Genomic DNA, 20,844 nt, shown 5'->3' on the forward strand with positions numbered 1-20,844 from the left:
TTGCATAAATATTATATGATATATTAAACAATTGATATTTTGAAATATTTAAGTATTTTAATAAATATCAAAATTAGGAGATATTATGAGCTTAATTATTGCTTACATAGGTAAAAAAGGATGTGTAATGGCTGCTGATAAAAGAAGAATAGGATATTTTGGTGATAAGGAAAATTTAGAATTATTGGAAAATGAATTATATAATGGATCTATTCTTAATGATGATGACTTTTTAAATAGAGCATCAGAACTTGGGATATCAGTTAAAATAACTGACGATGCAAGTAAATTAAAAACAGTCGGAAATTGTATTCGTGGTGAAGTAAGTACAAAAGGAACCATGGAAACAAAAAGAAGGAGGATTTACGGAACAACTAATGGTTATCAAATTATTGAGTTATTAGGTTCACAGACACAATCACGTAATGCTGGTAAAAGTGGAATTATTATTTTTGGTAATAATTTCGCAAAACAGCTGGCTCAAAATTTGATTTCAAAAAGATTAAAAGGTTTCAAAAGTTTAAGGTACATGGGTGAAGTATTTGAAGACATATTAAGGGAAGTTTCTTCTAAAACTCCTACTGTTGGAAAAAACTTTGATGTGTTGATGCAACAACCTAACTATGATGATTCTGAAGCACAAAAACACTTAAACTTGACTATTGACCATGATATTAAAGTATTGACCAAATTTAGACAAGACTTGACAGAACAACTTGTCCAACAGAAAATAGATATTGAAATGGCAAATAAAATTATTGATGAAGGTAGTATTGGTCATGTTGTAAAGATTGATGGTAACATGCTGTTAATCAAGTTAAATGATAAGACACAAGCTTTAAAATCAGATGGTACATGGAAACAGGTGGCAGCACCGGGTCAAAATGTGTTGATGTTTACTAAAAGTGCTGATGTGGAACTTGGTGATGAGGTTGTCATTGAAAATGAAGATTTGTGTCTCAAAAAAGATAAATCCTCTCTAGATTGTGATATAATTTTATGTTCTTTATAAGGGCGGTATAAAATGAAAATTACATTTTTAGGAAGTGGTGGTGGAAGATTTTCCGCTATTTCTCAAAGAAGGATGACTGGGGGTTTTAGAATTGATAATCTTGGAGGCAAGAATTATCATATAGACCCGGGTCCAGGAGCACTTGTTAGAACATACCAGTTTGGATTTGATCCTCGTAATTTAAGTGGGATTTTTGTTTCACATGCGCATACTGACCATTATAATGATGCTGAAATATTAATTGAATCAATGACTAGAGGTATGACTAAAAATAATGGAACCATTTTTGGAAGTACTAGTGTCTTAAATGGTTATAAAGAATGGGGTCCATGTATTTCAAAATATCATCAGTCAAAATCAAGGACTGTTGTATTAAAACAGGGTAAAGTTGATGAAGTAGATTCAATTAAAGTAAAAGGTACCTCAACACAACATGGTGATCCTGCAGGTTCAGGATTCCAAATTGATTATAATGGATTCAAAGTATCTTATACATCTGATACTTCTTACTTTGATGGTTTGGCACAGGACCATGAAGGAGCAGATATCTTAATTGCTAGTGTATTAAGACCTGGTGAAAAATCAATACCTGGACATATGTGTTCAAGAAATTTTATTGATTTAATTGAAGAGATAAAGCCGAAAGTCGCTGTAATGACTCATTTAGGGCTTAAGATGATATCAAACAATCCTGTTGTTGAAGCTAAAAAGATTTCTAAAAAGACAGGTGTCAAAACAATAGCTGCATTTGACGGATTGTCATTCAATATAAACTATAACAATCCAAGAAAATTCAGATTAATTTCACTTAAAGATGTTGAATCTTCAATGCACAGCACTAGTCACTCATTATTCAATAGTGATAGAAGAAACTCATATCAAACTTCTTTTAAGAATAAAGAGTTTGATGAGTTTTCAATAGTAAAAAGAGATTAGATATTTTTATCTAAATTGGTAGGATGTATGAATCCTGAACGAATCATATGGTCTGTGAGAACAATTGCAGTACTTGATTCGGCAACAACTGTCACTCTAGGACAGATGCAAGGGTCATGACGTCCTTTAATTTCTATTTTTTCATTTTCCATTTTTTCTAAATTGATTGAATCTTGACATTTAGAAATTGATGGAGTAGGTTTAACTGCAATTCTTGAAATAATTGGCATTCCATTACTCATTCCACCAATAATTCCGCCTGAATTGTTTGTTTTTGTTGTTACTTTTTCATCTATAATTTGATATTCGTCATTTATTTCAGAACCGGTATGGGTTGCTACATCAAATCCAAGGCCAATTTCAACCCCTTTAACGGCTCCAATGTTCATTAATATTCTTGCAAGGTCACCATCTAATCTTTCAAAGATAGGTTCTCCAAGTCCTTGAGGAATTCCAATAGCTATTGTTTCCACAATTCCTCCAACAGAATCTCCTTCCTGTTTTTTAGCCAAAATGAAATCTTCCATTTCTTTTGCAGCTTTTAGATCTCCGCATCTTATTGGATTTTTTTCAATATTTGCTTTAATAGTGTTGTAATCTTGACTTTCTGCTTTTATATTTCCAATTTGGGTGACGTGTGAAATAATTTCAATTCCTTGTGTTTTCAAGAGTTTTTTAGCTATTGCTCCACCAATAACATGTCCTATGGTGACTCTTCCACTACCTCTGCCTCCACCATTGTAGTCATAGTTTCCGTATTTCATCATCCATCCGTAATCTCCGTGGGATGGGCGTGGTGTGTTTTTGAACATGGAATAATCTTTTGAATGTTGGTTTTTATTGAAAATAACTCCAGTAATAGGTGTTCCGTCTGTTTTTCCTTCAAATATTCCTGAAAGAATTTTTACTTCATCACTTTCTTTTCTAGGAGTGGTTACGCTGCTTGTTCCTGGTTTTCTTTTATCAAGTTCTTTTTGTATGTCTTCTGCTGTTAATTCGAGATTTGCTGGGCATCCATCGACTATTGCTCCCACGCCAACTCCGTGACTTGATCCAAAACTGGTTATTTTAAATTTTTCTCCGATTGAATTTGACATGTTTGGCCTCTTTTTAATAAGTATTCATATATTATTTTTAATTTATATTAAATTATTATATTTTAAATTATCAAGTTTATAACTAATTTATGCACGTTTATATGGGATGCATGTTTAATCAACTATGTTGATGCGATTTTAGAATGAGTTAATCATAATATTTTGGCAATAAATCATAGTTGTAATATGAATCTAATAATTTCCCGTCCATAACTTTATTTCCTGTTAATTTCAATACAATTCCGGTTTTTTCATTGTAATTACCGATTTCTTCCACTTTCATGTTATATCCATCAAATTTTTCAATATAACTTCCAGTGGATGTTAATTCATCTATAAATTTTTCCATTGGAGGTAATTTTTCTAACATTTCTTCATAATTTGCATATTTTGCGGTTCCTTTTGGATATGGGTTTTCAGGTTCACCCCAGTGTAATTTTCCATTCATATAATACTGTAGAGGATTTTCAATTTCTTCAAAATATCTATTGTCCATTATGCCTTTGATTTTAATGTTCTTGTCATGGGGTGAAAAAATCTGAAATGCAAAAATATGTCCATTTCTATAATGGATATCATGTACTTCCACAGCACAATGTCCGTAAGTTTCGCAAAAAACGCATCGATCTTTCCATTGACAGTTTTCTCTCATTCTTTCACATGTATTTCTATGATTTGAAATTTTTTTTATTTATATTTTAATCAATGATAACTTATTTCCATAACTTTAATTAACTATCTAATGCAAAATTAATATATTAATATTTAAGTGATTATTATGGAATTTCCAACTACAAGAATGAGAAGACTTAGGAAAAATGCTAAAATTAGAAATATTGTTCGTGAAACTAAACTTCTTAAAGAAGATTTGATTTATCCAATTTATTTTAAGGAAGAACTTCAAGGGGATGAAAAAGAAGAGATTTCTTCACTTCCTGGTGAATTCAGATACTCTCTTGACAGTGGAGTTGAATTTGCAAAGAAACTTGAATCCAAAGGATTAAAATCAATCATAGTATTTGGAATACCAAAAGAAGAAACTAAAGATGAAATAGCTTCTCCTGATTATTCCGCAACAGGAATTGTTCAAAAAGCAATCAGAAAACTCAAAAAAGAAACAAATCTTGTTGTAATCAGTGATGTATGTTTATGTCAATATACATCTCATGGGCACTGTGGTATGATTGAAGAAAATGATGACACTGATGATGGAATTGAAATCTTAAATGATGAATCATTACCATATATTGCAAAAGTTGCATTATCTCATGCAGAAGCTGGTGCAGATATTGTTGCACCATCAGATATGATGGATGGAAGAGTTCAAGCTATTCGTGAAACATTAGATGAAAAGGGATTCTATAATGTGATGATTATGTCTTATTCTGCAAAATATGCTTCTGCATTCTACGAACCGTTCAGAGTAGCAGCTTGTTCATCACCTCATGCAGGGGACAGAAAATCCTACCAGATGGATCCTGCTAATGCTGTTGAAGCGATCCGTGAATGTGAACTTGATGTAATTGAAGGATGTGACTTTTTAATGGTAAAACCAGCACTTCCATACCTTGATGTTGTACGTATGGTTCGTGATGAATTCATGTTGCCGTTAGTTGCATATAATGTAAGTGGGGAATACTCAATGATTATGGCAGCTATTGAAAAAGGTTACTTAACTGAAAGAGCAATTGAAGAATCTTTAATTTCAATTAAAAGAGCTGGAGCAGACTTAATAATCACTAACTTCGCACCATACTTACTTTTAAATGATGTGATAGAATGAAAGCATCAGAGATTGCAAAAATAGCTCAAATTGCATCAGCACTTGAAGTAAGTGGATATCCAAAACCTGGAAATGTACACAGAACCCGTGACTATGATGACATGGAGTTTGAGGATTTTGTAATAAGTGGAATTGTCATTGGGGATACTATTCGTGAAGCTTGTAGTGATGTTGATGTTGAAAATCCAAAACTTGGTAAATACATATTACAGGCAGTGACTGAAACCGATAAATGGATTAAGAACAATACTAATCTTGGAATAGTCATGATGACAACTCCAATCGCAGTTGCAGCAGCTATTAGTGATTCTTTTGATGCAATACGTGAAAATGTAAAAGTTGTAATGGCAAATACATCTGTTGATGATGCATGTGATTTGTATGATGCAATCAACATTGCAGATGCAGGTGGGATGGGAGATCAAGACGAATATGATGTTTCTAGTGGCAATGCTAAAAATGAGCTTAGGCAAAACAATCAGACCATGTATGATGTTTTAAAGATATCTGCTCCATGGGATATGTTGGCTCGTGAGATGACTTCAGACATGCCTGCTGTTTTTGAGATTGGTTATCCAACTTACAATAAATTGGTTCTGGAGAAACCTAAAAACGAAGCTTGCGTTTTAACATTCTTGACTATTCTTTCACAAGTTCCAGATACTTTAATCTCAAGAAAATACGGATCAGATGATGCATTGAAAGTATCTATGATGACCAGGGATTTGCTTAATATTAAGGATGAACCTGACTTTGCAGATAAACTTAAAGAATTTGACGATTACCTGTTTAATAATAAGTATAATCCTGGAACAACTGCTGATTTGACTGCAGCTTCAATTTTTGTAAGCTATTTGAAAGATAATTTTGAATAATTATGGGAATTTATTTCCATTCTTTCTTTTTTTATTAAATAATATTCTTAATCTTCAATATCTATTTAAAGAACTAATTTAAAATACTTAAATATCTTTTGTAAAAAGTTATATACAAAAATAAATAGGGATTCAATATGGAAATCGAATATAACAAACATGCAACATATCCTCCGTTAATTGAGGATTTGGTAAATGAATTATTGAAAGATGATTTTGTACATTTTAAGATTTTATGTGCAAATGAAGTTCACCACTTCCACAAATCTGATAATTCAATCATTAAGTTTGAAACTACATATGTAAAGGAAACCTGTGAAAATGGGGACATGTTATACATAGCATATCCTGATATTTTCAGAGTTAAATTGTATAGGGATGCAACCCAATACATCAAAGACAAAGAAAAAGCTGATGCTTTTAACGATGTTGACTGGACTGGAAATAGAATTATATTCTAGTCTTACTTTTTTTTATTTTTTTAATTTTTGTTTTTTCTAAACTATTTTTTACACTTTATCACTATATTTATATGTAATTTTGAACATATATTATCATATTATTAATCTATAATTTATGGTGTTTAAATGAGTGAGGATATTAAAAAAACCATTAATGAATTACATATTTACGAAAAGAAACTTTTAAAAGAATTAGAAGCAAACGAAAACACAACTCCTGAAGAAATAGCTGATAAGACTGCTATGGACATCAAATCAGTTATGAGTGCAGCAGGATCCCTTGCTTCAAAAGACATTATTGAAGTTGAAAAAGATGTTGAAGAAGAAATTTCTTTATCTGAAGCAGGATTAGTATTTGCTAAAAATAAACTTCCGGAACGTAGAATTCTTGATGTTTTAGCTGAGAAAAAAGAAATTCATATGAAAGACTTGGCTGATGTTTCCGGTCTTGATAAAAAAGAATCTAATATTGCTATCGGTTGGTTACGTCGTAAAAATTGGGCTCAAATTGATAAAGGTGTCGTTAAAGTAACTGAAATGGGTGAAAGTTTTAAAGATAGATTAGGTGATGATGAAGAATTATTAACTAAATTGTCTGAAACTAGAAGCATAATTAAAGAAAAATTGGCTGGAGATTTAATTGATGGATTTAAAAAATTAAACGACAGAAAAAACATCTTAAACATTAAAAAGAATACCTCACATTCTTTTAGACTTTTAGATAAAGGTGAAGCAATATTAAAACAAGGTTTCACTATCCAAGAACAAGCTACTCAATTAACACACCAACAATTAAAAGATGGTGAATGGAAAAATTTACAATACCGTCCATATGACATTAATGCTGAAGCACCTGTTATATTTGCAGGTAAAAAACACCCATTAAGAGTCATTATCGATGAAATCAGAGAAATCTTCTTGAATATGGGATTCTCAGAAGACAATGGTGAATATGTTGAATCAGCATTTTGGAACTTTGATTCTCTTTTCCAACCTCAAGATCATGCAGCTCGTGAAATGCAGGACACTTTCTACTTAAAAAATCCATTAACCTGTGATTTACCAGATATGGATTTGGTAAAACGTACTGCTAATACTCACGAAACTGGTGGAGATACCGGTTCAATGGGTTGGCAATATGATTGGAGTGAAGATGTCGCACGTCAAAGTGTTTTAAGAACTCACACAACTGGAATTTCCACAAAACACTTGTTTGAACATGAACCGCCAATCAAAATGTTCTCTGTTGGTAGGGTTTTCAGAAGAGAAACTTTCGATTATAAACATTTGCCTGAGTTCCATCAAGTTGAAGGACTTGTATGTGATAAAAACATTAGTTTCCAAAACCTTCTTGGAACATTAAAAGAGTTTTATAACAAATTAGGTTTTGAAGTAAGATTCAGACCGGCATACTTCCCTTATACTTACTTGTCTGTTGAATCAGAAATCTACTTGGAAGAAAAAGAAAGTTGGATTGAACTTGGGGGATCTGGAATGTTCAGACCTGAAGTGTTAAAACCTTTAGGAATCAATCAACCAGCTCTTGCTTTCGGTTTAGGTATTGAAAGACTCGCAATGATTAGATATGATGTAGAAGACATTCGTATGCTTTATAAAAGTGATATCAAATGGCTTCGTGAATTACCTCTTGATAGAGGAGTCGAATTATAATGTCCATCAAACTAGTTTCTTGGAATGTTAATGGAATCAGAGCAGTATCCAAAAAAGAAGAGTTTTGGAACTGGTTTGACAATACTGATGCGGATATTATTAACTTTCAGGAAGTAAGATCTACACAGGAACAAATTCCAGGTAAATTAGCTGATGTTGATGGATTCTATCAATCATTTAACGAAGCTGAAAAGAAAGGATACAGTGGTGTTGGGATTTACTCAAAAATTGAACCTTTGGAAGTTGTTAAGGGTTTGGGAATTGAAGAGCTTGACAGCGAAGGAAGAGTTTTAAGAATTGAGTATCCAGAATTTATTTTATATAATATTTACTTCCCTAACAGTGGTATGGGTGCTAAAAGGTTGAATTATAAGGTTGATTTTTGCAATGCTCTTTTAGAACAGATTGTAGAGTTAAAAAATCAGGGAAAAAATGTTGTTATCACTGGAGATTACAATATAGCTCACAACCCAATTGATGTTTACAATCCTAAAAACTGTGAAGGAAAATCAGGGTATTTACCTGAAGAACGTGCATGGTTGGATGAACTTGAAAAAGCCGGTTTTGTAGATACATTCAGAATGTTTGATGAAGGGGAAAATAACTTCACCTGGTGGAGTTACAGAACTCGTGCACGTGAAAGAAATGCTGGTTGGAGACTTGATTATTTCTATGTAAATGAAGAAATAAAAGATAATGTAAAATCAGCAGAAATTTTAAATGATGTTTTTGGTTCAGATCACTGTCCTGTGACTTTGGAACTTGACTTTTAAAAAAAGAGTTTTAATTTGGTGATTATAGGATTGTATCTACATCACCAATGTCATCAATGATTTTAATATCTAATTTATTTTTTTTAATGTATTCTCTGTCTTCTTCAGTAATGTCGGCATTTACTAAAATTGCACTCATCCCTGCATTAACTGCACCAAGTGCATCTTCTTTTAATTTATTACCAATCATAACAGATTTTTCGGGATTTCCTTTCATTTTTCTAAGAGCTACATCATAAATCAGTTTATCTGGTTTGTCTTTACCAACTTCTTCTGAAGTGATTACTGCATCAAAAAATGAATAAACATTAAGTCTAACTAGTTTTTCCCATTGTTTAATTGTAATACCGTTTGAAATAACTGCTAGGCGGTATCCTCTACTTTTAAGATAAATTAATGTGTCAATAGTCTCAGCAAAAGGTCTTAAAAGTGCCATTTTAACATTATGGTAAGTAACCATTCCAAGTGCTACAAGCATTGGATCCTCATGACCTAGTACAACTTTTGTTAATATGTTAAAATGTTTATTATAATTAGATCCTTTTTCACGGATAATTGTTTTTAAAACACCATATGCTTCATCTTTATCTAATGGTAAACCATTATCAACCATTAACCCAATAGCTGCTTTTCTAGCTGTTTCAGCGAAGTTGGATGTATCGAGTAATGTACCATCTATATCAAAAAAAACTACTCTGTCATCATTGTTAATCATATGATGTTTATTATAATTTTAAAAATATTTAAATTTTTTTAGAAGAATGCATCTAGACTTTGTTGGACTTCACCTTTGGCCATATCTTCCAAGTCTTTTCTTGTGTATCTAAATGAATACATGATTCTTTCAACTGCTGGAATTAATTGATTGTTAATATAATAATCTTTATCATATGTATAACCGTCACTATATTCGTAAGGAACAGCGCGTTGGCTAATAGAACCTTTTCCTTTAGCGATTATATATTGGATAATGGTTCCACGGGACACTTTAATGCCATGTTCTTCAATTTTCCTTGCAGCTATTACATGTGGTCCAACTTGTTTGTATTGGTCGAGTGGTTTAGTGATTTGTGTGTGGATGATCATCTCTTTTTTATCCACATCTCCATTTTTAATCTTTTTTAAGACTTTTTTGACTTCACGGATTGCCTTGTCAGAATCTCCTTCTTTTAAAATGGCCATCAAGACGGCTTCCTGTGTTTTTTTAACAATAGGTGCCCAATCTCTTCTAACTAACTCTAGTCCTTTAGCTATAATTTCATCACCTTCAATTACAGCATATCTTTTTTTACTTACAAAAAATCCTCTTCTGTAAAATCCTTCATATTCCAGTTCCATACTTTCTGGAAGAGTTGAATTAAGATATTCTAGAAATATTTGGGCTTGCTGTTTGATTTCAGCTTCAAGTTCTAATTGTTCTTTTGTCTCACTAACCAATTCTGACACCTAGTTTAATTTTTGATTTAGCTTATTAATAATATTTTTCTAATGCAATTTTTTAATATTATATTAATTTTAATTACTTAAAATACAATTATTGGTGTTAATAATTATTTAAATTAGTTTTCAAATGCTCTTAGATGTTTTTTATTTATTTTAACTAATATAGTATGTGTGAGGTTTGATACAATGAAAAAAAGATTGATTTCAAGTTATGATGAGATAAACGATACATTTGTCGGAAAAATTGATGGTGAAGATGGTTTTTGTGCAGACTTTGATATTTCTAATGGAATATTTTTAGGTGTCAACAAAAACAATTGTCCAAATTCAATATATGTGAATAATGCATCCAGTGTGTTGAACATTTCTAAACAGACTTTAGAAAATTCAAATGTTAAAATAAATATTCGCTGTGACTCAGACTGCTTGTATTTTACAATGTTTATTGAAAATTTTCATGTCTGTTCTCTTAGATGTAAAAACATATTTGAAATTCCACTAGTGAACTTTGAAATGGATAGTAACTATTGATGTTACTGTCCATTAAATTTTAAATATTACTAATAAGATACTATTTATATTAATGGAGATGATATCGTGAATAATCCAGAAATAAATGTTAACCCAGGAGATGAAATTGTAATTGTAATTCCTGAAGGTGTTGACGAAGATGAGTTGGTAATTGATTTCGATGAATTGGGTATTGACCTTGAACAATTGGGTGATGATGTTAATATTGTAATTCAGGTTGAAGGTGCTGACGATTTGGAAATGGATTTAATTGATGATGAGGATTTTATATTAGAACCAAACGAATGGTATTTTGATGATGATCCTTATGGTATTGTATACTATGAATTTCCACCAGAAGATTAATGGGTGTAATTAATGGATAAAGATATTCCGTATTATGTTTTAGATGAAAATGGTAATGTTAGTTCAAGCACTGAACCATATATTGATGATGGTGATTTGAAAGATTTATTGTTGTCTGTTTTGGGTGAGGATGTTCCTCAAGAGGATATTCAAAAGATTTTGGATGCTTCTGGGGATAATGAACTTTCAGAAGAAGACTTTGATAAACTTGTTGATGAATTTATTTTAAAAAATAAAAAGTAAAATCATTATTTTTGACCTTAAAAATAAAACATTTATATATAATGATAAAGTAATATTTTATTATCATTATTCAATAAGGCTCTTTTTTGCTCTCAAAATTAAGTTATCAATAATCTTGCCGATAAGTTAATGGAAAAGAGACTTACTGATAGCGATTATTATTTATTAAATTATATTTATTAGGTGAAATAATGGCAATTTCTCAAGGAAAATCAACTAGAAGTCCTTCCGGTGCAAGAAATGTTGCAAACCGTGGAAAAAGGAAATCCGAATTAGGAAGAGACCCAGCAGAAACTAGATTGGATGAAAAAAGATTAAGAAAAATCAGAACCCGTGGTGGAAACGAAAAACTCAGATTAGCTACTGCTAACAAAATCAACGTCACTGGTGCTGACGGTAAAACTAAAGTTTTAGATATCCTCAACGTAGTAGAAAACACTGCAAACCCTAACTACGTAAGAAGGAACATCATTACCAAAGGTGCAATCGTAGAAACTCCTGAAGGTAATGCTAAAGTAACATCCAGACCTGGTCAAGACGGTGTTATTAACGGAATTTTAATTTAAAGATTTTTCTTTAAATTTCTCTTTTTTTTAAATTTTTTATAACTATATTAATATACTTGTTTTTACAAATATTATGTCATTAATTATTATTAATTAGGAGATAATATGTCAGAAGATAAAATTAATATGAATCATGGTGCTGGCGGAGAAGTAATGGCTAATTTAATTGCTAGCACAATTTTAGATAATATCACAAAAAAAAGTGTAAATGGTGGTATTAGTTTAGATGCACTAGATGACGGTGCATCAATTCCAATTGGCGATGATTATGAACTTGTTTTAACAACTGACGGACATACTGTTGATCCATTATTTTTCCCTGGAGGGGATATTGGTAGAATTTCTGCTGCTGGAACAATCAATGATGTTTCAGTAATGGGAGCACGTCCACTAGCAATTTCTAATGCAATCATCATGCAGGAAGGATTCCCAATTGAAGACTTAGATAGAATTATCAAATCATTAAATGAAGCTTGTGAAGAAGTTGATGTTGCAGTAATTACTGGAGATACCAAAGTAATGCCTCAAGATAAACTTGATGGTATTGTTATGGTTACAACTGGTCTTGGAATAGCTAAAAAAGGTGAAGTTATTCGTGATTCAACTTTAGAAGTTGGAGATAAGATTATTGTCACAGGTACTTTAGGTGACCATGGTATGAGTTTAATGTCTTTTAGGGAAGGTTTCGGATTTGAAACAGACTTAAAATCTGATGTGGCTCCAATGTGGAATATAATTAAAAAAGCTTTAGATATTGGTGGAGTTACTGCAATGAAAGACCCAACTCGTGGTGGATTTGCAAATGCTATTAATGAAATGGCATCCAAAGCGGGTGTAGGTGTAGTTCTTGAACAAGAAGCAATTCCAATCAGGGAAGAGGTTCATGCAGTATCTGAGATGTTAGGTATTGATCCATTTGAAGTAGCGAATGAAGGAAAAGTTGTTATGGGTGTTAAAGCGGATAAAGCAGAAGCAGTCCTTGAAGCTATTAAAAGTGAGAAATACGGTGAAAATGCAGCTATTATTGGTGAAGTTGTTGAAGGAGATTATGTTGTAATCAACACTCCTATTGGTGGAGAAAGAATCCTTGAAGCACCTATTGCTGATCCAGTTCCTAGAGTTTGTTAAGGTGATAATATGGTAAGTATTTTTTCAAGAAGAGTTATTGCATATATTATTGATTTTTTTGTAGTATCAGCATTTATGTGGATTGTATCATACTTAATATCATTAGTGATGGGTCCTAATAATCCAGTTTATCATTATTTCATATATGTTGTTCCAATTTTGATAATGATTTATTTTGTATTATGTGAAAAAATTGAAGGTGCAACAGTTGGTAAATCATTATTATATTTGCAAGTGAGATCCCAAAACGGTGCATATATGTCTTGGGCACAAGCTATTGTACGTAACTTAACTAAAATTTATTGGATTCCAATAATTTTTGATTGGGGTATTGGTAAATTAATGAAAACCGATAGATTATTTAACAGTATTACAAAAACTGCTGTTTTTGATGAGCTTAGATAAGTTCACTACTTATTTTTTTTAAATTTTTTTAAATCAATTCAAATATTATACTATTTTTAAAATAAATTTGGATTGGTGATGGTGATGGATTTTCACTGAATCTAAATTTCTCCTTTTTCAAATTCACTTGGTGTAAAATAGGATATTTCAGATAAGTTATTGTTGATTAACTCTTTGTTGATATCGATACTGTCTGTATAAACAATAGCTAATGTACGACCATAATTGTCTTCAGGCTTTTTATCATCAATGTCCAGATATACTGTTTTTCCAAGACAGTTTTCCTCAACAAATTTCTTTGCATCTGCATGGGGATTTCCAATTTGGGTAAGTTGAACTTTTCCAATGCCATAAACCTGTATTGTGTTTCCGTCAATCACTTCAATGCATTTTCCTGTCTTTTCATAACTTATATTTTCATTATTAATTATCAATGTTCCTGTCTGACTTTCCACAGGGTTTTCATCACTTATTAATGAATTTACAGCAGTAAAAACTGCAGTTATTAAAAAAATAATTAATAATATTAGGGATATTGTTTTTTTATTCATTGAAATCTATTGTGCATGTTCGCAATCATGTTTAAATCTGCATGAATGGCATTTTTTAGGATTTCTTGTAGGTATGAATGGTTTGGTTCCATCAAACAATCCATGCATTCTGTCAATTGTAAATTTTATCTGCTTTTCAACATCTTCAGTGAATGGTTCTATCCAGAAGAGATTTTCAGTACCTCTTTCACGGAGTGCTCCTTTAATTTTTCTTTTATCTCCAGTCATGTCTTTAAATGCAAGGCAATATGCTCTAACCTGATTCATTGTTGATTCATAAGGGGTTCTTCCAGGTTTGTCATCGATAATTACTATCTCTTCTGGTTTCATCCAAATTTCATCAATGTATCCTCGAATTCCATTATTTGGTGATACAACAAAGCATTCTCTTGACATTGAAGCTTCATTTTTTGATTCTTCCATTGTCTGTTCAAAACTAACTTTTTTTGCGTCTTGTTTAAATGCATCTTCAAGCTGTTTGTGAATTGCACTTCCATGTGTCATTTCAGGTGTTGATGGTGATTCTATACCTTTCATATGCTCGAGATATAGTTGGTATTCACAATATCCTTGTTTATTTAACCAGCTAATTGGGAAATTACTTTTTCCTTCAATTATTTGAAGTCCTTTTACTGAAGGATGGTCTTTAATTTCATAATTAATTGAATATTCGGTAATGTTTTTTTGTTCCATGAGTTAATATCTGTATTTTGAAGTATAATTATTTATCTTATCAAATTAAAATTAGATTTATGCACTTTGTTAATTCAAAAACAATACTATCACCAAAAAATGGAATGAATCTTTATCGTGGATGCACTCATGGTTGCATATACTGTGATTCTAGAAGTGATGTCTATAATATGAATCATAAATTTGAAGATGTTGAGGTTAAAAAGAATGCTTTGGAATTGCTTAAAAAGGAACTTCTTAAAAGACCAAAAGCTATGATTGGAACAGGGGCGATGACTGATCCATATATTCCACTAGAAAAACATTTAAAATATCTTAGAAAATCATTGGAATTAATCTATAGGTATGGATTTGGTTTTACTTGTATTACAAAATCTGATTTGATTTTAAGGGATTTGGATTTAATTAAAAAAATAAATGAAAAATCAAAGGTGGTTGTTCAGATGACACTAACGACTGCCGATGATGATTTGTGCAGGATACTTGAACCTCAGGTATGCACAACCTCCAGACGGGTTGAAGTTTTAAAGATACTTCAAGATGAGGGAATTCCAACTGTTGTCTGGTTATGTCCGATTTTACCTTATATCAATGATACTGCAGAAAATATAAGTTCCATTTTAGATTTTTGCATTGATTCGGGGGTTAAAGGAATTGTATGCTTTGAAATGGGGATGACTCTAAGAGATGGAGACAGACAGTATTACTATAAAAAATTAGATGAACATTTTCCTGGTTTAAAAGAGAAATACATTAATGAATTTGGAAATAACTATTCAATTCCAAGTCCCAATAATAAACAATTGATGGCTATTTTTAATGAAAAAACAAATAAACATGGTATTTTGTCCAAACCCGATGAAGTATTCAAGTATATTTCTCATTTCCCTCAAAATTCGGTTCAATCTAGATTAATCTAAATAATTAAATAGTTTATTTATCTAATATTATTGTAATGAATTTTAATGAATTAAATATTTCTGATAATATTAAAAAAGGAATAAAAGGAATGGGTTTTACAAAAGCAACACCTATCCAAGAACAATCTATTCCAGTAACACTCAAAGGAAAAGATGTAATGGGTCAAGCTCAGACTGGGTCTGGTAAAACAGTTGCATTTGCAATTCCGATTATAGAGAAGATTTTTATTGAAGATAAATCTCCTCAAGCTATTGTTTTATGTCCAACAAGAGAATTATGTATGCAGGTTGCTGATGAAATTTCCAAAGTTGGATCAAACATTAAAAAACTTAAGATTTTATCTGTTTATGGTGGTCAGCCAATTGGAAAACAAACACGTGTGCTTAAAAAGGGAGTTCATATTGTTGTTGGAACTCCTGGTCGTGTAATTGATCATATTAATAGGGGAACTCTTGATTTGGTTGGTGTTGAAACTGTTGTTTTGGATGAAGCTGATGAAATGTTAAATATGGGATTCAGAGATGATATGGAATTCATCTTAAAGAAGACTCCAAAAAACAGACAAACATTATTGTTCTCAGCTACAATGCCTGATGAGATTAAGGAAATAGCTAAAAAATATCAAAAAGATCCTAAACTTATTAAAGTGAAAGCAAATAATAAAAACACTCCAAAAATAACTCAATACTCATTTAAATGCAATGCAAAATACAAATTTGATGATATGACTAGATTGCTTGATGTTTATGATGTTGAGCTTGCTTTAATTTTCTGTAATACCAAAAAAGGGGTGGATTACGTTGCAAAACACCTTAGAAAAAGAGGATATTCAGTAGATAGTCTTCATGGAGATATGACTCAAAAGATGAGGGATAAGGTAATGAACAAGTTTAGAAACGGCAACATTGACATCTTGGTTGCAACTGATGTTGCAGCACGTGGCCTTGATGTTGATAATTTGGATGTTATCATCAATTATGATGTTCCTCAAAATCCTGAAAATTACATTCACAGAATTGGTAGAACTGCAAGGGCAGGTAAACTTGGTTATGCATTTACTTTAGTATGTATGGATGAAACAAGAAGATTTTCTGCTATTAGAAAAGCAAATAACACTAAAATTACAGAGAAAAAAATTCCTTCTTATAAAGAAGTTGAAACAATTAAAAACAAGTTAATTTTGGATAAAGTAATTAATGTTATAGAACGTGGAGAATTAGAAGATTGTTACATTAATTCAATCAAAGAAAACACAAATAAAAAAATAACCTCACAGCAGTTAGCTGCGGGTTTATTGAAGATGGTAAGAGAAAATTAATTATTTTTTACCATCAATAACATTATATTTAATTTTTTCAGCTTCAAGCTCGCGAGTAAATGCTTTACTCATGTCACCAACACATATTGCAAGGACATTTAATCCTTTACGAGCAGCATTTGCAGTTGCATTGGGGGCTGCATATTCAATATCTAATGGTAATTCTAATTTGTTTATAATTGCACGGGAAACAGTACCTGCACATGCGATTTTATCAATTGGTTCGCCGCTGTTTGTACCATTTTCATAAACTTTTTTAATTAATTCTAAATCGGAAGCTTCAGATCCACCATCTTTGATTGTTGGAACATTAATGATTGTTACTTCACCAATATTTACATCAATGGTTCCGGTAAGGTTTGATAATGCTACATCCATGTTTTCTTCAGTATCATTCATAACAATACCTGTTGCATTTTCTTCTTTTTTATGAGCATATAATACACCATTTTCCATAAAAAGACCAACAATATCATCTTTTTTAAGGTCTTCACGAGCAATAGCTGGCCAAATGGTTTTGTAATGATTCATAGTTTCCAAAACTGCATCAGAATATTTTCTAAGACTGATTGCATCTTTTTTAACTTTTTCAATACCTTTTTGGGTTATTTTATATGGGGATCTACCATCTTTTGAACTGATGTATCCTTGTTCTATTAAAGTTTTTATATTTTCGGAAACCGCTTGGATGGTAATTCCGAGTTTATTAGCCAAATCTTTTTGTTTGAGGTGTGGATCTTGTTTTGAGATTTCACTTAAAATCTGAAAATGGGTTAATGCACCTCTTTTTTTAAATGCCTTCATCATAATTCATTCCTCAATTTAACTTGATTAATTAATATATTTAATTTTATAATATTTATATTATGTTTTTTTATAATTTTTTCACTAAATTTTATTTATTCGATATTTAAACATAATTTATAATTATTGAATTATTATTGATTAAATAATTAAATTTCATATTCAATTAATGTTGATTTGATAATTAATTTTTATTATTTTTTCTTTGAAATTTGGGGATTATTTAATATTCTATTTAAATAAATTATTTCGTTGATTAAAAGTAATTAAACAATTATTCATATTTGTAATATATTTTTTAATTTTCGTATATATTAAAAACAATTTTAATTATTATAATTATTTTATTAGTTTATTCTATTATTTTTAATTTATTTAATTCTATTATATTCAATATTTTTGTATGATTTTTATTAATTTTAAAAAGAGTAATTTTGTAAAATAATTTTGTTATTATGTTGGTAATGGTTGGTTTAAAAATTTAGATGATTGTGTTAATCATCTTTTAATTTGTTAATTTTCCTTCTAGCTTATCATTAAACAATTCAAGGAATTCATCTTTTTTATCAAGTGGGATGTAAGCTCCACATGCCATTGAGTGGCCTCCACCGGATCCTCCGACTTCACTTGCAACTTCTCTGATGATGTTTCCAAAGTGAATTCCATCATATGAAAGCAATCGTGAACATCTAAGGGATACTTTAATTCCTCCATCTTCTGTTTTTGTGTATCCAATAACTGGTTTTTTCCAATCGCAGTATCCTAAAATCATTCCAGCTATTGTTCCAACAATTTCTGGTGCAATTTCAGTTCCATCAAAATACTGTAAGTTTTTGCATTGGTGAATATTTTCCTCGTTATCTGTGATTGTGGATATTCCTTTAGCTAGATTTCTTCTATGTTTTTTGCTAACGGTTTCAAGTTCATCTAATGCAAGTATTCTATCTCCTTTTAAAACAGCCATTCCTACTTTTTCTTCATGGTTTCTTCCACATGCATTCATTGCAGTTGAAAATTCTGAACCATCTCTGAGAAAACTAGTTTTATCTTCATTTAAAAATGTGTATGAATCTCCAATTATCAATTTCGGTATGTGTTCAACATATTTTCCAGGAACTACTTTTGAGAGCATTGAAAAGAGATATTGGAAAAGTTTGCCTTTTTCTTCCATTGTTAATTGGTTTAATGTTTTCCTGTTGTGGGGTTCATCAATACCCAATTCTTCTAAAATGGCTCTTGTTTCCCTATCGTTATTTGTAATTGGAAGTTTAACGTCATTGAAGTATGTGAGTGCAACAAACAGTTTTCTTGTGTTTCTTCCATAGATGCTGAGATCATTTTTAACTAATTCGAGGTATCCTCCATCAATTGCATCTTGTTGGATTATTTCATTCAAACCTTCAAAATGACCTTCCCTTGTATTTTGCATATCTCCAATTGCAGATAATACTCCAATCCAGCTTAAATCAGTATATCCGAATTCTTTTGCAAGGAAATAGCATAATCCTCCACCACATACATAGTATGATCCATCAATACCATGATGGTTTGGGTTAATCTCTAAATAAGTATAATCTTTATCATTTTTGTAATTCAAATCCCTTAGGGGTGGATGGTGGTCTAAGATAAGTATTTTTTGACCTTTGGTTGCTTTGGTATCTATTCTCTGCCCTGAACCTAAATCTGAAAAGATGGTAAGTTCATGTGTAAGGTCAATGTCATCTAAGACATCTAGATTTACAAATTCAATTTCATGTTCTTTATTTTGTCTGTCTAGTATGGTTGATAAGATTGCACCTGAACAGATTCCGTCGCAGTCGATATGTGTGTAGATTTTTATATCTTTAGAGCTTTTAATAATCTCTTTTGCTTCTTGGTACTGTTCGTGCATTAATTGTGGTATTTGCATTGTAATCAGTTTCTCATTTCTTTAATTTTTAAGCTAATTTCTTTTATTAATTCTAATTTGGTTCCTTCCCATTCAACAAGAGCTCTTCCAGATTTTTCATACCATTTTCCAGGATATGATTTGTCTTTTTCAAGTTCAAATGTAAGTCCGAGTCTTTTTAATGCTCTTTCTATGTCGTTGATAGTTGGCTCTTTTACTGAGTCTTCTTTAGCAATCTTACGACCTTCATTAATAGATAATTCTTTATTTAAATATTGTGGCCATATAGTAATCATATTTCACACCTACCTGATTTCATTTTCAAAAATTTCCAATGCATCTTTAACTACTAAATCCATATTGTAATATTTGTATTTGGCAAGTCTTCCAGCAAAGATTACATTTTCTTCTTTTTCCATTTCTGCTTCGTATAATTTGAATTTATCTAAATATTCCTGAGTTGGATACGGGTAACATTTTTCTCCATTGAATCCAGGATATTCTCTCATGATAGCAGTTTTTCCAGCAACTTCCTGTTGAGTTAATTTTTTAAATTCAGTTATTCTTGTAAAATATGGATCATTTGGATAGTTGACGACACCAACTTCCTGATATGAATCAATATTTAATATTTCATACACGAAGTTTAGGCATCTGTATAATAATTCTCCATATTTGTAATTATAAAAGTAATCGATTGGACCAGTATAAATTAATTTTTCATAGTCAATATCGTCAATGTAATCTTTATAATCAGCATTAAGTTTAATTTCGATATTATCGGATTTAATCATGTTCTCACACATTTTTGTAAATCCTTCTTTAGGCATTCCCTGATATGTATCTCCAAAGTATCTGTCGTCATGATTGAATCTGAAAGGTATTCTTGAAATGACGGTTGGACTTAGATTTGCTGCTGATGTTCCCCATTGTTTTTCAGTATAGTTTTTAAATAACTTATTGTAAATGTCACGACCAGCATTCTTTAAAACAACATCTTCTGAAGATTTGATTTCATCAATATCTTCTTTATGTTCATCAATCCATTCTTTCATGGAGTCTTCATCTAACTCCAGGTTGTATAATTTGTTTAAAGTGTCTATGCAGATTGGCATTGGAACGAGTTTATCATCAACAAAACTTAAAACTCTATGTACGTAGTCAGTCCATTCAGTAAACTTGGATAAGTACTCATGAACTTTTTTCTCGCTTGTATGGTAAATGTGAGGTCCGTATTTCTGAATTAGGATGTCATCTTGGTAGAAATCATAAACATTACCTCCAATGTGGTCACGTTTTTCTATAATTAATACTTTTTCATCCAATTCAGTTGCAATTCTTTCAGCTATTGTTAAACCTGAAAGTCCTGCACCTACAATTACATATTTATAATCAGACAT

Annotated in this window: 25 protein-coding genes; 15 read left to right on the forward strand and 10 right to left on the reverse strand. The window is 31.1% G+C overall.

All coding sequences use genetic code 11. From position 1 onward, the window contains the following. Window positions 1-85 precede the first annotated feature (85 nt). A complete protein-coding gene (locus tag MR875_06565) occupies window positions 86-1,012 on the forward strand; it encodes a DUF2121 domain-containing protein (GenBank protein ID MCI6994497.1) in 927 nt (308 codons plus the stop codon). Window positions 1,013-1,024: 12 nt separating this feature from the next. Next, complete coding sequence (locus tag MR875_06570; protein MCI6994498.1) at window positions 1,025-1,948, forward strand: MBL fold metallo-hydrolase; 924 nt, start codon at window positions 1,025-1,027, stop codon at window positions 1,946-1,948. Here the strand turns inward: MR875_06570 and aroC are convergent. Then, complete coding sequence (gene aroC, locus MR875_06575; protein ID MCI6994499.1) at window positions 1,945-3,045, reverse strand: chorismate synthase; 1,101 nt, start codon at window positions 3,043-3,045, stop codon at window positions 1,945-1,947. The two genes, MR875_06570 and aroC, sit on opposite strands and share 4 nt — an antisense overlap. 148 nt (window positions 3,046-3,193) lie before the next feature. After that, window positions 3,194-3,697, reverse strand: coding sequence for a hypothetical protein (locus MR875_06580; protein ID MCI6994500.1), 504 nt, complete (start codon window positions 3,695-3,697; stop codon window positions 3,194-3,196). Between the two features lie 126 nt (window positions 3,698-3,823). Here MR875_06580 and hemB point away from each other — a divergent pair, with 126 nt between their 5' ends. From hemB to MR875_06605, 5 genes are all read left to right on the forward strand, one after another. Next, on the forward strand, window positions 3,824-4,828 hold the full coding sequence (hemB, locus tag MR875_06585; GenBank protein MCI6994501.1) for a porphobilinogen synthase: 1,005 nt from the start codon (window positions 3,824-3,826) through the stop codon (window positions 4,826-4,828). Further along, window positions 4,825-5,703, forward strand: coding sequence for a triphosphoribosyl-dephospho-CoA synthase (locus MR875_06590; GenBank protein MCI6994502.1), 879 nt, complete (start codon window positions 4,825-4,827; stop codon window positions 5,701-5,703). Before hemB ends, MR875_06590 begins: the two co-directional genes overlap by 4 nt. A gap of 137 nt (window positions 5,704-5,840) precedes the next feature. Then, window positions 5,841-6,164 carry a hypothetical protein gene (locus tag MR875_06595; GenBank protein ID MCI6994503.1) on the forward strand — a complete coding sequence of 108 codons (324 nt, stop codon included), beginning with the start codon at window positions 5,841-5,843 and terminating at the stop codon, window positions 6,162-6,164. A gap of 126 nt (window positions 6,165-6,290) precedes the next feature. Continuing rightward, entirely contained in the window at window positions 6,291-7,835 is a 1,545-nt protein-coding gene (locus MR875_06600) for a phenylalanine--tRNA ligase subunit alpha (GenBank protein MCI6994504.1), read from the forward strand. Further along, window positions 7,835-8,608: an exodeoxyribonuclease III gene (locus tag MR875_06605; protein MCI6994505.1), complete on the forward strand. Its 774-nt coding sequence runs from the start codon at window positions 7,835-7,837 to the stop codon at window positions 8,606-8,608. The genes MR875_06600 and MR875_06605 overlap by 1 nt, the downstream gene beginning before the upstream one ends. A gap of 22 nt (window positions 8,609-8,630) precedes the next feature. On the opposite strand, the gene MR875_06610 is transcribed toward MR875_06605, so the two are convergent. Both MR875_06610 and MR875_06615 read right to left on the reverse strand, forming a co-directional pair. Then, complete coding sequence (locus MR875_06610) at window positions 8,631-9,323, reverse strand: TIGR02253 family HAD-type hydrolase (protein ID MCI6994506.1); 693 nt, start codon at window positions 9,321-9,323, stop codon at window positions 8,631-8,633. Between the two features lie 38 nt (window positions 9,324-9,361). Beyond that, a complete protein-coding gene (locus MR875_06615) occupies window positions 9,362-10,045 on the reverse strand; it encodes a hypothetical protein (GenBank protein MCI6994507.1) in 684 nt (227 codons plus the stop codon). A gap of 192 nt (window positions 10,046-10,237) precedes the next feature. Between MR875_06615 and MR875_06620 the strand changes: the two genes are divergently transcribed. From MR875_06620 to MR875_06645, 6 genes are all read left to right on the forward strand, one after another. Continuing rightward, a complete protein-coding gene (locus MR875_06620; protein ID MCI6994508.1) occupies window positions 10,238-10,582 on the forward strand; it encodes a hypothetical protein in 345 nt (114 codons plus the stop codon). Between the two features lie 66 nt (window positions 10,583-10,648). Next, entirely contained in the window at window positions 10,649-10,927 is a 279-nt protein-coding gene (locus tag MR875_06625) for a hypothetical protein (protein MCI6994509.1), read from the forward strand. Between the two features lie 12 nt (window positions 10,928-10,939). Further along, window positions 10,940-11,170 (forward strand): hypothetical protein, encoded by a 231-nt coding sequence (locus tag MR875_06630; protein ID MCI6994510.1) that lies wholly within the window; start codon window positions 10,940-10,942, stop codon window positions 11,168-11,170. Window positions 11,171-11,361: 191 nt separating this feature from the next. Next, entirely contained in the window at window positions 11,362-11,736 is a 375-nt protein-coding gene (locus tag MR875_06635) for a 30S ribosomal protein S8e (protein MCI6994511.1), read from the forward strand. Between the two features lie 105 nt (window positions 11,737-11,841). Beyond that, entirely contained in the window at window positions 11,842-12,864 is a 1,023-nt protein-coding gene (gene hypE / locus MR875_06640) for a hydrogenase expression/formation protein HypE (protein MCI6994512.1), read from the forward strand. A 9-nt stretch (window positions 12,865-12,873) separates the two neighbouring features. Beyond that, complete coding sequence (locus MR875_06645) at window positions 12,874-13,269, forward strand: RDD family protein (protein MCI6994513.1); 396 nt, start codon at window positions 12,874-12,876, stop codon at window positions 13,267-13,269. A gap of 101 nt (window positions 13,270-13,370) precedes the next feature. Here the strand turns inward: MR875_06645 and MR875_06650 are convergent, their stop codons facing one another. Both MR875_06650 and MR875_06655 read right to left on the reverse strand, forming a co-directional pair. Then, window positions 13,371-13,820, reverse strand: coding sequence for a thermonuclease family protein (locus MR875_06650; protein MCI6994514.1), 450 nt, complete (start codon window positions 13,818-13,820; stop codon window positions 13,371-13,373). Window positions 13,821-13,826: 6 nt separating this feature from the next. Continuing rightward, the gene (locus MR875_06655; protein MCI6994515.1) at window positions 13,827-14,513 is read right to left on the reverse strand and encodes a Dna2/Cas4 domain-containing protein; all 687 of its coding nucleotides are present in this window, start codon (window positions 14,511-14,513) and stop codon (window positions 13,827-13,829) included. A gap of 59 nt (window positions 14,514-14,572) precedes the next feature. Between MR875_06655 and MR875_06660 the strand changes: the two genes are divergently transcribed. Next, complete coding sequence (locus tag MR875_06660; GenBank protein ID MCI6994516.1) at window positions 14,573-15,433, forward strand: radical SAM protein; 861 nt, start codon at window positions 14,573-14,575, stop codon at window positions 15,431-15,433. A gap of 35 nt (window positions 15,434-15,468) precedes the next feature. Beyond that, the gene (locus MR875_06665; protein ID MCI6994517.1) at window positions 15,469-16,752 is read left to right on the forward strand and encodes a DEAD/DEAH box helicase; all 1,284 of its coding nucleotides are present in this window, start codon (window positions 15,469-15,471) and stop codon (window positions 16,750-16,752) included. On the opposite strand, the gene MR875_06670 is transcribed toward MR875_06665, so the two are convergent. The 4 genes from MR875_06670 to glf all read right to left on the reverse strand — a co-directional run bounded on the left by MR875_06670 (window position 16,753) and on the right by glf (window position 20,844). Beyond that, the gene (locus MR875_06670) at window positions 16,753-17,556 is read right to left on the reverse strand and encodes a winged helix-turn-helix transcriptional regulator (protein ID MCI6994518.1); all 804 of its coding nucleotides are present in this window, start codon (window positions 17,554-17,556) and stop codon (window positions 16,753-16,755) included. It lies immediately after the preceding gene. A 505-nt stretch (window positions 17,557-18,061) separates the two neighbouring features. Then, a complete protein-coding gene (gene recJ, locus MR875_06675) occupies window positions 18,062-19,465 on the reverse strand; it encodes a single-stranded-DNA-specific exonuclease RecJ (GenBank protein ID MCI6994519.1) in 1,404 nt (467 codons plus the stop codon). 5 nt (window positions 19,466-19,470) lie between these two features. After that, window positions 19,471-19,740, reverse strand: a complete 270-nt coding sequence (locus MR875_06680) for a signal recognition particle subunit SRP19/SEC65 family protein (protein MCI6994520.1) — start codon at window positions 19,738-19,740, stop codon at window positions 19,471-19,473. Between the two features lie 9 nt (window positions 19,741-19,749). Continuing rightward, the gene (gene glf / locus MR875_06685) at window positions 19,750-20,844 is read right to left on the reverse strand and encodes a UDP-galactopyranose mutase (protein MCI6994521.1); all 1,095 of its coding nucleotides are present in this window, start codon (window positions 20,842-20,844) and stop codon (window positions 19,750-19,752) included.

Origin of the sequence: Methanobrevibacter sp. (genome assembly GCA_022775905.1) — an archaeon.
Taxonomy (GTDB): domain Archaea; phylum Methanobacteriota; class Methanobacteria; order Methanobacteriales; family Methanobacteriaceae; genus Methanocatella.